Annotated in this window: 10 protein-coding genes; 9 read left to right on the forward strand and 1 reads right to left on the reverse strand. The window is 52.3% G+C overall.

What is annotated here, in order from left to right:
- The first annotated feature begins 35 nt into the window (after nucleotides 1-35).
- From ssuE to ssuB, 5 genes are all read left to right on the forward strand, one after another.
- Nucleotides 36-611 (forward strand): NADPH-dependent FMN reductase, encoded by a 576-nt coding sequence (gene ssuE, locus GA565_RS17860; RefSeq protein ID WP_152199794.1) that lies wholly within the window; start codon nucleotides 36-38, stop codon nucleotides 609-611.
- A 13-nt stretch (nucleotides 612-624) separates the two neighbouring features.
- Complete coding sequence (locus tag GA565_RS17865; protein WP_152199796.1) at nucleotides 625-1,590, forward strand: aliphatic sulfonate ABC transporter substrate-binding protein; 966 nt, start codon at nucleotides 625-627, stop codon at nucleotides 1,588-1,590.
- Between the two features lie 72 nt (nucleotides 1,591-1,662).
- Nucleotides 1,663-2,817, forward strand: coding sequence for an FMNH2-dependent alkanesulfonate monooxygenase (ssuD, locus tag GA565_RS17870; protein WP_152199798.1), 1,155 nt, complete (start codon nucleotides 1,663-1,665; stop codon nucleotides 2,815-2,817).
- Nucleotides 2,818-2,827: 10 nt separating this feature from the next.
- Nucleotides 2,828-3,622, forward strand: coding sequence for an aliphatic sulfonate ABC transporter permease SsuC (ssuC, locus tag GA565_RS17875; RefSeq protein WP_152199800.1), 795 nt, complete (start codon nucleotides 2,828-2,830; stop codon nucleotides 3,620-3,622).
- Nucleotides 3,619-4,392 (forward strand): aliphatic sulfonates ABC transporter ATP-binding protein, encoded by a 774-nt coding sequence (ssuB, locus tag GA565_RS17880; RefSeq protein WP_152199802.1) that lies wholly within the window; start codon nucleotides 3,619-3,621, stop codon nucleotides 4,390-4,392. The genes ssuC and ssuB overlap by 4 nt, the downstream gene beginning before the upstream one ends.
- A gap of 71 nt (nucleotides 4,393-4,463) precedes the next feature.
- Here ssuB and pepN read toward each other — a convergent pair whose 3' ends face one another.
- Entirely contained in the window at nucleotides 4,464-7,115 is a 2,652-nt protein-coding gene (gene pepN / locus GA565_RS17885; protein ID WP_152199804.1) for an aminopeptidase N, read from the reverse strand.
- A gap of 664 nt (nucleotides 7,116-7,779) precedes the next feature.
- Between pepN and pncB the strand changes: the two genes are divergently transcribed.
- The 4 genes from pncB (at nucleotide 7,780) to GA565_RS17905 (ending at nucleotide 13,615) form a co-directional block, all read left to right on the forward strand.
- Nucleotides 7,780-8,985: a nicotinate phosphoribosyltransferase gene (gene pncB, locus GA565_RS17890; RefSeq protein ID WP_152199805.1), complete on the forward strand. Its 1,206-nt coding sequence runs from the start codon at nucleotides 7,780-7,782 to the stop codon at nucleotides 8,983-8,985.
- A gap of 375 nt (nucleotides 8,986-9,360) precedes the next feature.
- Nucleotides 9,361-10,761, forward strand: a complete 1,401-nt coding sequence (asnS, locus tag GA565_RS17895) for an asparagine--tRNA ligase (RefSeq protein ID WP_055777980.1) — start codon at nucleotides 9,361-9,363, stop codon at nucleotides 10,759-10,761.
- Nucleotides 10,762-11,061: 300 nt separating this feature from the next.
- Entirely contained in the window at nucleotides 11,062-12,147 is a 1,086-nt protein-coding gene (gene ompC / locus GA565_RS17900) for a porin OmpC (RefSeq protein ID WP_304621427.1), read from the forward strand.
- A gap of 277 nt (nucleotides 12,148-12,424) precedes the next feature.
- On the forward strand, nucleotides 12,425-13,615 hold the full coding sequence (locus GA565_RS17905; protein ID WP_152199807.1) for an amino acid aminotransferase: 1,191 nt from the start codon (nucleotides 12,425-12,427) through the stop codon (nucleotides 13,613-13,615).
- Nucleotides 13,616-13,678 lie beyond the last annotated feature (63 nt).

Genomic DNA, 13,678 nt, shown 5'->3' on the forward strand with positions numbered 1-13,678 from the left:
GTTAGTTATATAACTACTGGTTATAAGGGGTCGTAATGAAAGTCATATCACTGGCAGGTAGCCCACGTCAGCCGTCGCGTTCTTCAGCCTTGCTCGCACTTAGCCACCAGTGGCTCATCGCACGCGGCGTTGAAGTTGTTTCCTATAGCCTGCAGGATTTTTCTGCCGACGATCTGCTGTTTGCCAATTTTAACAGCCCGCAGCTAAAAGAGCTTATTGCTCAACTGGATACCGCCGATGGTCTGTTGATTGCGACGCCGGTATACAAAGCATCCCTTTCCGGTGCGCTCAAGACGCTACTCGACCTGCTTCCCGAGCGCGCGCTCGAGCATAAAGTGGTGTTGCCACTCGCTACTGCGGGTTCAACCGGCCACATGTTGGCGATTGACTACGCACTGAAACCGGTTCTGAACGCTTTGAAGGCGCAAGAAGTGTTACAAGGCGTGTTTGCCGACGACAAATTGATTGGCCAATATCAACACTTCCCGGCGGAGCTGGAAGAAGGTTTACAAGCACGTCTTGATGACTCGCTTGAAACCTTTATTACCGCGTTGGGACATCGTCACACGCTGGCTATCGCACGGGCAAAACGTCAACACGCTCACGCATAAACGGGAAGACGTTATGAAAATTTTTGGCTCACGTATTATTGCCGCATTGGCGCTGACTCTTGGGCTTGGCAGCGTCTTGCCCGCTCAGGCGCAGGAAAAAGATCCGCCTCAGTTTCGCGTTGCCATTCAAAAAGGCTCAGTCGGACTCATATTGGCCAAAAATCATCATCTATTAGAAAATCGTTTTCCTCATACCAAAATCACTTGGGTAGAATTTCCGGCAGGGCCACAGATCCTTGAGGCCTTGAACGTCGGCAGCATTGATTTCGGTGGTACCGGCGATCTGCCGCCGCTGTTTGCCCAGGCGGCAGGGGCAGACCTGCTTTATGTTGGCTATCAGCCTCCTCAGCCCAAGGCAGAAGTGATCCTGGTGCCTGAAAACAGTCCGATAAAAACGGTCGCCGACCTCAAAGGGCACACGGTTGCTTTTCAGAAAGGCTCCAGTTCGAATAATTTCGTCCTGCGCGCTCTGCAACAGGCCAATCTGAAATTTACCGATATCAAACCCATTAATCTCGCGCCCTCCGATGCGCTGGCGGCTTTCCAACAGCACGACGTCGACGCTTGGGCGATTTGGGACCCTTACTATTCTGCCGCCTTTAATCAGGGTGGCGTGCGCGTGCTTATCGATGGCACCACGCTCAATCAGACCGGCTCTTTCTATTTAGCACCCAAGAAATTTACCGAAGCTAATCCGCAGTTTATTTCTGACGTGCTGAAGGTGTTAACCAAAGCCAATGCGCTGGTTAAAACTGAGCCTCAACAAAGTATTCAACTGCTGGCGAAATCTACCGGTCTGCCGGAAAAAGTGATCACCACCTATTTCTCTCATTTACCCGATGAGCCGATTACGCCGGTGGACGCGCACACCGAAAAACTTCAGCAGGCGACGGCAGATTTGTTCTATCAAAATCATCTGCTGCCCAAGCCCGTGATTATCAAGGACCGCATCTGGCACGCCCCTGCACTGGCGCAATGATCGGCTTTGAAACACGTTAATTAACCCGAATTGCTAGCTCACCGTCCGCGGTGAAAGAAAAAGGAATATTACATGAGTCTGAACGTATTTTGGTTTTTACCTACTCACGGTGACGGTCATTATCTCGGCACCAATGAAGGTGCCAGGGCTGTCGATCACGGCTATTTGACGCAGATTGCGCAGGCGGTGGACCGCCTCGGCTTTGGTGGCGTACTGATCCCGACCGGTCGTTCATGTGAAGATTCTTGGCTGGTCGCGGCGTCGTTGATTCCGGCAACCCAGAAACTGAAATTTTTGGTCGCACTGCGTCCAGGCATTATTTCGCCCACGCTGGCGGCGCGTCAGGCGGCCACACTGGACAGGCTCTCCAACGGACGCGCCTTGTTTAATCTGGTCACCGGCGGTGACCCGGAAGAGTTAGCGGCCGAAGGGTTGTTCTTAAATCATGAAGAACGCTATGAGGCGGCAGCCGAATTTACCCATATCTGGCGCAGAGTGCTTGAAGGTGAAACCGTGACCTTCGAAGGCAAACACATCAGCGTGAAAGGCGCTAGCCTGCTGCATCCGTCGGTGCAAACCCCTCGCCCACCGCTCTACTTTGGCGGCTCGTCAGAAGCCGCGCAGGAACTGGCCGGTGAACAGGTGGAACTTTATCTGACCTGGGGTGAACCGCTGGCGCAGGTCAAAGAAAAAATTGAGCAGGTGCGTGCCAAAGCGGCTAAACACGGCCGTACCGTAAGATTCGGTATTCGCCTGCACGTGATTGTTCGCGAAACGACAGAGGAAGCCTGGAAAGCGGCCGACCGTCTGATAGCCAATCTCGACGATGAAACGATTGCCAAGGCACAGGCCAAGTTCGCCAAAACCGACTCGGTTGGGCAGCACCGCATGGCGGCGTTGCACGGCGGTAATCGCGACAAACTGGAAATAGCCCCGAATCTGTGGGCGGGCGTTGGCCTGGTGCGTGGCGGAGCGGGCACGGCGCTGGTCGGTGACGGTCCAACCGTGGCGGCAAGAATGCAGGAATACGCTGACCTGGGTATTGATACCTTTGTGCTGTCAGGTTATCCGCATTTGGAAGAAGCCTACCGCGTCGGCGAACTGCTGTTCCCGCATCTTGATTTAGCCACTGATGACGACGTTAACGCCCCGGCACGGCGCGCCATTCAGGCGCACGGCGAGCTGGTCGCCCACGACTTTGCACCTCAGCGCGTATCAGAAAGTTAAGGACCACAGAATGAGCACCAAGACTGAGCGTTGGTTAGACAGAATTAGCCCGTGGGTGTTGCCTGTGGTGTTACTCGCCGCCTGGCAGTTGGCGGTGGAGGCTGGCTGGCTTTCAAACCGTATTCTGCCGGCCCCGAGCGCCGTGGTAGAGGCATTCTGGACGCTGGCGAAATCCGGCGATCTGTGGCAAAACCTGAAAATCAGCACCTTCAGGGCGCTAACCGGCTTTGTTATCGGCGGCAGTATTGGCCTGCTGCTCGGATTTATCACAGGTCTTTCTCGTTGGGGCGAGCGCCTGCTAGACAGTTCAATGCAAATGCTGCGTAACATCCCGCATCTAGCGCTGATCCCGCTGGTCATTTTGTGGTTTGGTATTGATGAATCCGCCAAGATTTTTCTGGTGGCGCTGGGCACGCTGTTCCCGATTTATCTCAACACCTATCACGGCATTCGCAATATTGACCGCGGCCTGCTGGAAATGTCGCGCAGCTACGGACTTTCCGGATTCCCGCTGTTTATTCAGGTCGTGCTACCCGGTGCACTGCCATCCATTATGGTTGGCGTGCGCTTTGCCCTCGGCTTTATGTGGCTGACGCTTATCGTAGCAGAAACAATTTCTGCCAACTCCGGCATCGGTTATCTGGCGATGAATGCCCGCGAGTTCCTGCAGACAGACGTCGTCGTGGTGGCGATTGTGCTTTACGCCATTCTTGGCAAACTGGCCGACATGCTGGCCCGAGCGCTGGAAAGCGTTTGGCTACGCTGGCATCCCGCCTACCAGAAGAAACAAGGAGAGGCCGCATGAGTGAACCCACGCGTATTCCTCAAGGCACGCCGGTCACGCTGGCAGGCATTGTCAAAAATTATGGTCATCGTGCCGTCTTAAAAGATATTAATCTTCGCATCTCGCCCGGGCAGTTTGTGGCAGTTGTCGGACGCAGCGGCTGCGGTAAAAGCACGCTTCTGCGTCTGCTGGCAGGATTAGAAAAAACCACCCGCGGCGAACTGCTCAGCGGCAGCGCGCAGCTGAGCAACGTTCAGGATGATACCCGCTTGATGTTTCAGGATGACCGCCTGCTGCCGTGGAAAAAGGTTATCGATAACGTCGGTCTTGGCCTGAAGGGTAATTGGCGACCGGCGGCTCAGGCGGCGCTTGAAGAAGTCGGCCTGGCCGATCGTGCCAACGAATGGCCCGCCGCGCTTTCCGGTGGTCAAAAGCAACGCGTTGCTTTGGCACGCGCGCTGGTGCATCGCCCTCGCCTGCTGCTGCTCGACGAACCCTTGGGCGCGCTTGACGCGTTGACCCGCATTGAGATGCAAAGTCTGATTGAGCGCCTGTGGCAACAACACGGCTTTACCGTACTGCTGGTGACGCACGATGTCAGCGAAGCCGTCACCGTTGCAGATCGAGTGATTCTTATCGAACAAGGCGAGGTCGGGCTGGACCTGCTGGTTGATTTACCGCGTCCACGCCGCCGAGGCTCCGTCCGGCTTGCGGAGCTGGAAGAACAGGTATTGGACCGCGTGTTGCGCCCACAGTTGCCCAACACCGAAGCCAAACTGGCACAGCGTTAACTCTCTTCATGAGCCATAAAAAAGGGCGACATTCCTGTCGCCCTTTCGCTTTTACCCCTTCAACCAATCAATCATGCATCCAGCGCCTTGGTGATTTTCTCGTACAGGTCACCGGAAAGATTTTCCAGACCTTTTAACTGCTGCAGTGCCTGGCGCATCAACGCCTGACGGCCTGCGTCGTAACGTTTGAGGCGGATCAGCGGCTCAATCATGCGTGCAGCCACCTGCGGGTTACGGGTGTTAAGGTCGGTCAGCATTTCGACCAGGAAGGCATAACCGCTGCCGTCTGTCGCGTGGAACGCCGCCGGGTTACCCTGAGCGAATGCGCCAATCAGCGAGCGAATGCGGTTCGGGTTACCCATGGTGAACGAACGGTGCGTCAACAGACTGCGTACCTGCGCCAACACGTCGGCGGCCGGGCTGGTGGCCTGCAGGATGAACCATTTGTCCATCACCAGGCCGTCCTTATGCCAGCGATCGTCGTAGGCAGCCAGCAAAGCATCGCGGCATGGCAGATTTGCCGCCACGGCTGCAGACATCGCCGCCAGAGAATCAGTCATGTTATCAGCCTGTTCGAACTGCGTGCTGACCAGCTTGTCTGCCTGTGCCGCATCGGCGAATGCCAAATAACGCAGGCAGACGTTGCGCAGTGAGCGTTTACCAATATCGGCATGCTCAACGCGATAAGACGCCAGACTGTTGGCGTGATAAACCGCCAGGAATTCATCGGCCATTTCAGCTGCCAGGCAGCGCGTAATAGACTCATACACCGCGCTAATGGCTTCAGGGTCGATAATACTGAAAAGTTCGGCGATTTCGTTTTCTGACGGCAGAGTCAGGATCTGCGCGGCCAGTGCGGGATCGACATTTTCATCCAGCAACACGGCGCGGAAAGCATCGGCCACGTGCAGCGGCAAAGACAGTGGTTGTTTCTGCTGATGACGCGCCACATTCAGCCTGATATAAATGGCCAGGAGACTCTGCGCCGAGTCCCAGCGAGAAAAATCGTTGCTGGCGTGTTTCATCAAGAAGGTCAGTTGATGATCGCCATACTTGTAGTCCAGCTTAACCGGCGCAGAAAACTCGCGTAATAAAGAAGGGATAGGTTGATAAGCAACGTCTTCAAAAACAAAGGTTTGCTCCGCTTCAGTCACGTTCAACACATTACTGACCTTCTGACCTCCCTGCTTAAGCTCGATAACACCACCCTGCGAGTCGTATAGTTCGATATCCAGCGGGATGTGCAGCGGCAGCTTCTCAGTCTGATCCGGGGTTGCCGGCGTTTTCTGGCTCACGGTTAAGGTATAGGTCTGCTTCTCAACGTCATAGTCATCACGCACGGTTAAAATAGGCGTACCAGACTGGCTGTACCAGCGGCGGAACAGCGATAAATCGACGTTGGATGCGTCTTCCATCGCCTGCACGAAGTCATCGCAGGTTGCCGCACTGCCGTCATGACGCTCGAAGTAAAGCGCGATACCTGCCTGGAACTGCTGCTCACCCAGTAAAGTGTGCAGCATGCGGATCACTTCCGACCCTTTTTCATACACGGTCAGTGTGTAGAAGTTATTCATTTCAATAACTTTTTCGGGACGGATCGGGTGCGCCATCGGACTGGCATCTTCGGCGAACTGCGCGCCGCGCATCACGCGAACGTTGTCGATACGGTTAACGGAGCGGGAACCTAAGTCAGAGCTGAACTCCTGGTCACGGAACACAGTCAGGCCTTCTTTCAGGCTCAGCTGGAACCAGTCGCGGCAGGTCACGCGGTTGCCGGTCCAGTTGTGGAAATATTCGTGTCCGATAACGGCTTCAATGCCGAGATAGTCTTTATCGGTGGCGGTTTCCGCCTTGGCCAGCACGTATTTAGAGTTGAAAACGTTGAGGCCTTTATTCTCCATTGCACCCATATTAAAGAAATCAACGGCAACAATCATAAAGATATCAAGGTCATATTCTAGATTGAAACGCGTTTCGTCCCACTTCATTGACTGCTTCAGTGACTCCATCGCCCAGTCGGCGCGGTCAAGATTGCCGCGATCGACGAAAATCTCCAGCGCGATATCACGCCCGGAGCGAGTAATAAAGTTGTCACGCAGCACGTCAAAGTCACCGGCTACAACGGCAAACAAGTAGCAAGGTTTCGGGAACGGATCCTGCCATTTAATCCAATGACGACCGCCCTCCAATTCGCCGCCGTCAACGCGGTTGCCATTGGAGAGCAAGTAAGGATAAAGCGCTTTGTCGGCTACAATGCGAGTGGTAAATCGCGCCAGAACGTCTGGACGATCCAGATAATAGGTAATATGACGGAAACCTTCCGCTTCACACTGGGTACACAGCGCCTCACCCGACAGGTACAACCCCTCAAGAGCCGTATTTTTGGCCGGATGGATTTCGTTCACAATTTTCAGCTCAAAGGCTTCTGGCAAACCCTTAATCACCAGCTTGCCTTCACGCAGCTGATAGTTTGGCCAGTCCTGACCGTTAATTTTCAGGCTAATCAGCGTCAGGTCTTCGCCGTTTAACACCAGCTCAGCGCCTTCTGCACCCAGGCGTTTGACTTGACTGACGGCAGTGACCACGGTGGTCTGCGCATCGAGGTCGAAATCCAAATCAATATCAGTAATGGTGTAATCCGGGGCGCGGTAGTCGTGACGATATTTTACCTGCGGATGTTCTGATGCGTCGGTCTGTTGTTCCGTTTGCAGCTGGTCAGTCATAAAAGAACCTTTTGGCGTTTTCATTGGGATACGCGTGACGCGGTTAGAATAAACTTTATCACAGAAGGCGAAAATTCCCAGATTGTTGCCGGGATGTTGGCGACGACCGTCGAGCTTTTAGGCAAAGCGGTCAGCGTGGTCTCGCAAAGATAAAAAATAATCAGGCCAATCATTCACTTTTTTTTAACTTTTTTGTGCTATTCCCATTAACACCGCCACTAAATTATTTCGCCGGTCGTCAATTCATTGCGCAGGAGCCGAGCGCCGTATCACCGCCTCAAAAGTGTGATCAACTCTCTGTATTTAATGAAATTAAAATGAAAGACATTAATTTTTAACGGGTTATTCTTTTGTTAAGACTTATCGGAAAGCGGTGTTTAATATCCTTAACAAGGCACAATTGGCCCTCGACCTGGCGCGGTGAATTGTGCTGAGATGAGGGTTCATTGGCTTGATAATGCGGTATACTTCCCGAACTTTGCCGATTTTACTCAGGTTATAAACAAATTTAATATTCGAAGTAGAAGGGCCACGGCAAGGCAGTAAGCGAGTGAATTTCAATGAACTGACATAGATCAGTGATTTGGGTGAACGAACGCAGATAATGCCGCTGTGGTTTCAAGTACCAAGAATATAGCCTGTTGCTGACGAGGATGTTGCGCGTATGACTTCATTCGCCTCCCCGATTTTGACTTCATTGTTAGATACCGATGCCTATAAGCTCCACATGCAGCAGGCGGTCTATCATCGTTATGCTACGAGTCGCGTCGTTGCCGAGTTCCGTTGCCGTGGCGACGAGCTGCTGGGCGAATACGCCGAAGAGATATATGACCAGGTTCAACTGATGAGTGAACTGGCGCTGACTGAGGAAGAGTTCAGCTATCTTTCCAGCCTGCCATTCTTCAGTCAGGACTATTTGCAGTGGCTGCGTTCATTCCGCTACAACCCTGAACACGTTGAGGTATCGAACCGCAGCGGGCATTTGCATATTCGCATCTCAGGCCCGTGGCGCGAGGTTATCATGTGGGAAGTGCCACTGCTGGCGGTGATCAGTGAGGTGGTTCACCAGCATCGCTCCCCGGACGTTACGCCCGAAATGGCGGTTGAACAGCTACGAAAAAATCTGCAAAAATTCAGGCAAGATTCTGCCGACGTTGATATCTCGGCCTTTAAACTCATGGACTTCGGCACGCGCCGCCGCTTTTCTGGCGCCGTTCAGCGGGCGATTGTCAGCACGTTAAAAGAAGAGTTTCCTTATCTGGTGGGCACCAGCAACTACGATTTGGCGCACAAACTGCAGCTGAGTCCCGTGGGTACCCAGGCGCATGAGTGGTTTCAGGCGCATCAGCAGCTGAGTCCAGTGCTGGCCAACAGTCAGCGCGCCGCCTTGCAAGCGTGGCTGGATGAATATCCTGACCAGTTAGGGATTGCGCTGACCGACTGCATTACCATGGACGCTTTCCTGCGCGACTTTGGTTCGAAGTTTGCCAACGCTTATCAGGGTCTGCGCCATGACTCGGGCGATCCGTTTGAATGGGGCGAGAAAGCGATTGCCCATTATCAGAAACTCGGTATCGATCCGATGACTAAAACGCTGGTCTTCTCGGACAATCTGGACTTGGATAAGGCGCTCGACCTCTATCGCCGCTTCCATCAGCGCGTCAATCTGGTGTTTGGTATTGGCACCCGTTTAACCTGCAATATTCCCGACGTAAAACCGCTGAATATTGTCATCAAACTGGTGCAGTGCAATGGCAAGCCGGTGGCCAAACTTTCAGATAGCCCGGGCAAAACGATTTGTCAGGACAAGGCCTTTGTTAAGGCTCTGCGCAAAGCTTTTGATTTACCCTTGGTGAAGAAAGCGTCTTAGTTCTGTGACGCCGCCCCTTTCCCCGTTGAAAAAATGGGAGAAGGGGCAAAATACGCCCCCAGAAACACGCCCTCTCGCGGCTAAATTCTTCTTTATCTCTATCAGGCCTGCTTCTTCTCTTCTTTATATAGAAGAAGAGAAGAAGCGAAATAAGCTACTTTTTCACCACTTCCCCACTCTTTGCTTTAAACCTATTTAAAGATATCGCCGCCGCAGCATAAATGTTGCGTTCCGGCGGCGATTTCTTCTTGTGTCCTGAAAAAGGCTAAGTAACATAGCAAAACCCTTTTTTATAAAGGTGTGGCTTTCCAAGCAGGTTTTTAATACGAATTTAAAACCATCGGTATCATCAGAACTATTTTAAGAGAGAAATCTATGAGCGTTGTGCCTGTAGTCGACGTACTGCAAGGCCGTGCTGCGGTTGACAGTGAAGTCACCGTACGCGGTTGGGTGCGTACCCGGAGAGATTCAAAAGCTGGCATCTCCTTCGTCGCCGTTTATGACGGCTCCTGCTTTAATCCGTTACAGGCCGTCGTTAATAATTCTTTGCCTAATTATCAGGACGAAGTGTTGCGCCTGACGACCGGTTGTTCCGTAGAAGTCACCGGTATTGTGGTCGCCTCTCCGGGCGAAGGTCAAAGCTTTGAGCTGCAGGCCACCGCAATCAAGGTGGTTGGCTGGGTTGATGATCCTGATACTTACCCGATGGCGGCAAAACGCCACAGCATCGAATACCTGCGCGAAGTTGCACACCTGCGTCCGCGTACCAACCTGATTGGTGCCGTAGCGCGTGTGCGTAACACCCTTTCACAGGCGATTCACCGCTTCTATCATGAAAACGGCTATTTCTGGGTTTCGACGCCGCTTATCACCGCCTCCGATACTGAAGGTGCAGGCGAGATGTTCCGCGTTTCAACCTTGGACATGCAAAACCTGCCGCGTACTGACAAAGGCGAAATCGACTACAGCGAAGACTTCTTTGGTAAAGAAGCCTTCCTGACCGTATCCGGCCAGCTTAACGGCGAAACCTACGCTTGTGCGTTATCTAAAGTTTACACTTTCGGCCCCACTTTCCGCGCCGAGAACTCCAACACCAGCCGCCACTTGGCGGAATTCTGGATGGTAGAACCTGAGGTTGCCTTTGCAACCCTCGACGACATCGCCGCACTGGCTGAACGCATGCTGAAGTATGTTTTCCAAGCAGTTTTGGACGAACGAGCGGACGATATGGCATTTTTCCAGGAGCGCGTAGACAAAGATGCTGTTTCACGCCTTGAGCGATTTGTAACGTCCGATTTCGCGCAGGTCGACTACACCGACGCGGTTAATATCCTCATCGCGTCAGGTCAGAAGTTCGAAAATGAAGTGTCGTGGGGCGTTGATCTCTCTTCAGAGCACGAACGTTACCTCGCAGAGCAGCATTTTAAAGCGCCGGTGGTAGTGAAAAACTACCCTAAAGATATCAAGGCCTTCTACATGCGTATGAACGACGACGGCAAAACGGTAGCCGCAATGGACGTTCTTGCACCTGGAATTGGCGAGATTATTGGTGGTTCTCAGCGTGAAGAGCGTCTGGATGTGCTGGATGCGCGTCTTGAAGAGATGGGCTTGAATAAAGAAGATTACTGGTGGTATCGCGATCTCCGTCGCTACGGCACTGTTCCACACTCGGGTTTCGGTTTGGGCTTTGAGCGTTTAGTGGCTTATGTCACCGGTGTGCAAAACGTGCGTGACGTTATTCCCTTCCCACGTACTCCACGCAATGCAACCTTCTAATTAATTAAGAGTTATTAATTTAACATCTTTTGATACAAATCTAAGGCCAGCGATGCTGGCCTTAGCTATTTTTAAACCTAGATCCCTGTCACAAAGTTCCGTAAATTTAATATTTTGTAACACATTCTTTCTCACTGAAACAAGTTTAGGCGTTTAGTAGCATTTTCGATGTAGATTAAGCGCACCCTCAATGGAACACTGCGTTCAGACACAGGAGACACCAAACTATCAACAATAGTTCCGTAAATTATTGTAGGCAGTGGCAAGGTGTCCAAATAACACCAATGAGGGTAATAATAAATGATGAAGCGCAACATTCTCGCAGTGGTAATCCCAGCCTTGTTAGCTGCTGGCGCAGCAAACGCAGCCGAAATCTATAATAAAGACGGCAACAAGCTGGATCTGTACGGAAAAGTAGACGGTCTGCATTACTTCTCTAAAGACGACGGTAGCGATGGCGACCAGTCTTACGTTCGTTTCGGCTTCAAAGGCGAAACCAAGATCAATGACAACATCACCGGTTACGGCCAGTGGGAATACAACATTCAGGCTAACAACTCAGAAGGTGCTGACGCGCAAAGCGGCAACAAAACCCGTCTGGGCTTCGCAGGTCTGAAATTCAACGAATACGGTTCATTCGACTACGGTCGTAACTACGGCCTGATGTATGACACTATCGGCTGGACCGATATGATGCCAGAATACGGCGGCGACTCTGGTTACTCAGACGGCTACCTGTCTGGTCGTTCTACCGGCGTGGCAACTTACCGTAACACCAACTTCTTTGGTCTGGTTGATGGATGGGACTTCGCCGTTCAGTACCAGGGCAAAAACGACCGCGACAACGGTGATATCCTGCGCGGTAACGGCGACGGTTATGCGCTGTCAACGTCTTACACCTCTTCTATCGGTCTGGGCATCGTAGCGTCTATGGCGCAGTCTAACCGTACCGACGGTCAGAAAGCGCTGGCTTACGGCAACGACAAAAACAAAGCACGCAGCTGGGGTACCGCAGTTAAGTATGATGCGAACAACATCTACCTCGCCGCTCTCTACACCGAAACTCGCGATGCTGCTCGTATCTCCAACTCGAACAACGACGACGAAGGCTTTGCAAACAAAGCTGTAACGACCGAAGTTATCGCTCAGTACCAGTTCGATTTCGGCCTGCGTCCGTCTATCGCCTACGTTCAGTCTAAAGGCAAAGACATCGAAGGTATCGGCGATGCTGACCTGTACAAATACTACGAAGTGGGCGCAACTTACTACTTCAACAAAAATATGTCTACCTATGTTGACTACAAAATCAACCGCCTGAACGACAACAACCCACTGGGTCTGGCGACAGACGACGTTGTTGCACTGGGTCTGGTATACCAGTTCTAATTTAGCCTAAGCCTCGCGCCTTCGGGTGCAACGCAAGTCTAAAAATCAGGCAGAGCTTCGGCTCTGCCTTTTTTATGACTCGATTTTAATTCCGCCTTGCCCTCCCTTAATTCTCAACGCTCCCTCGGATTTTATTATCCCGTTTCATCAGAAAAATTAATGCTGAAGGCCCGCTCACAACTCTGCTTTCTTTTTGCCGCAAACGGTTGGCAAAGGTCAAATCTGGCGGTAACCTAAATGCCTCATTCTGCTTGTCACTGGTCATGGAAGTATCCACATGTTTGAAAAAATCACTGCTGCACCCGCCGATCCGATCCTTGGTCTTACCGATCTTTTCCGCGCTGACGATCGTCAGGACAAAATCAACCTGGGAATTGGCGTCTATAAGGACGAAACAGGTAAGACGCCGGTGCTCGCCAGTGTTAAAAAGGCCGAGCAGTTCTTGCTGGAAAATGAAACCACTAAAACTTATCTGAGCATTGACGGTTTGCCCGATTTCGCACACTGCACGCAAGAGCTGCTGTTTGGCGCAGACAGCGCAATCATCAGTGAGAAACGTGCACGCACTGCGCAAACCCCAGGGGGTACTGGCGCGCTGCGTATCGCGGCCGATTTTGTGGCAACACAAACCGATGCAAAACGCGTTTGGGTGAGTAATCCAAGCTGGCCAAACCACGTCGGTGTGTTTTCATCCGCAGGCCTGGAAGTAGCTGAATACAATTATTACGATGCAGAAAAACACGCGCTGGACTTTGACGGCATGCTCAAAAGCCTGAATAACGCCAAGGCCGGAGATATCGTACTATTCCACGGCTGCTGTCATAACCCGACCGGTATTGACCCAACTATCGCGCAATGGCAACAGCTGGCAGAACTTTCTGTCGCCAAGGGCTGGTTGCCGCTGTTTGACTTCGCGTACCAGGGCTTCGCCAAAGGTCTGGAAGAAGACGCACAGGGCCTGCGTATCTTCGCTTCGCTGCATAAAGAGTTGCTGGTTGCCAGTTCGTACTCTAAAAACTTCGGCCTTTACAACGAGCGCGTGGGCGCCTTTACGCTGGTTACCACTGACGCCGAAACCGCCGACCGTGCATTCAGCCAGGTCAAATCGGTTATCCGCACTAACTACTCCAACCCCCCGGCACACGGCGCCGCGGTCGTTGCCACCATTCTGGGCAACCCTGAACTGCGTGCACAGTGGGAGCTGGAGCTGAGCGATATGCGTCAGCGCATTCATCGCATGCGTCAACTGTTTGTGACCACGCTGAAGGAAAAAGGCGCCAAGCAGGATTTCAGCTTTATTATTCAACAGAACGGCATGTTCTCATTTAGTGGACTGAGTAAAGACCAGGTTCTGCGTTTGCGTTCGGAGTTTGGCGTTTACGCCGTGAATTCTGGCCGTATCAACGTGGCGGGTATTACTCTCGATAATATGGCGCCGCTGTGCGAAGCCATTGTCGCAGTACTGTAATCCGCTGAATTATGGGTAATAAAAAAGCCAGCCGGAAAGCTCCGCGCTGGCTTTTTTAATGCA

It is taken from the genome of Rouxiella sp. S1S-2 (assembly GCF_009208105.1).
Classification (GTDB): Bacteria; Pseudomonadota; Gammaproteobacteria; order Enterobacterales; family Enterobacteriaceae; genus Rouxiella.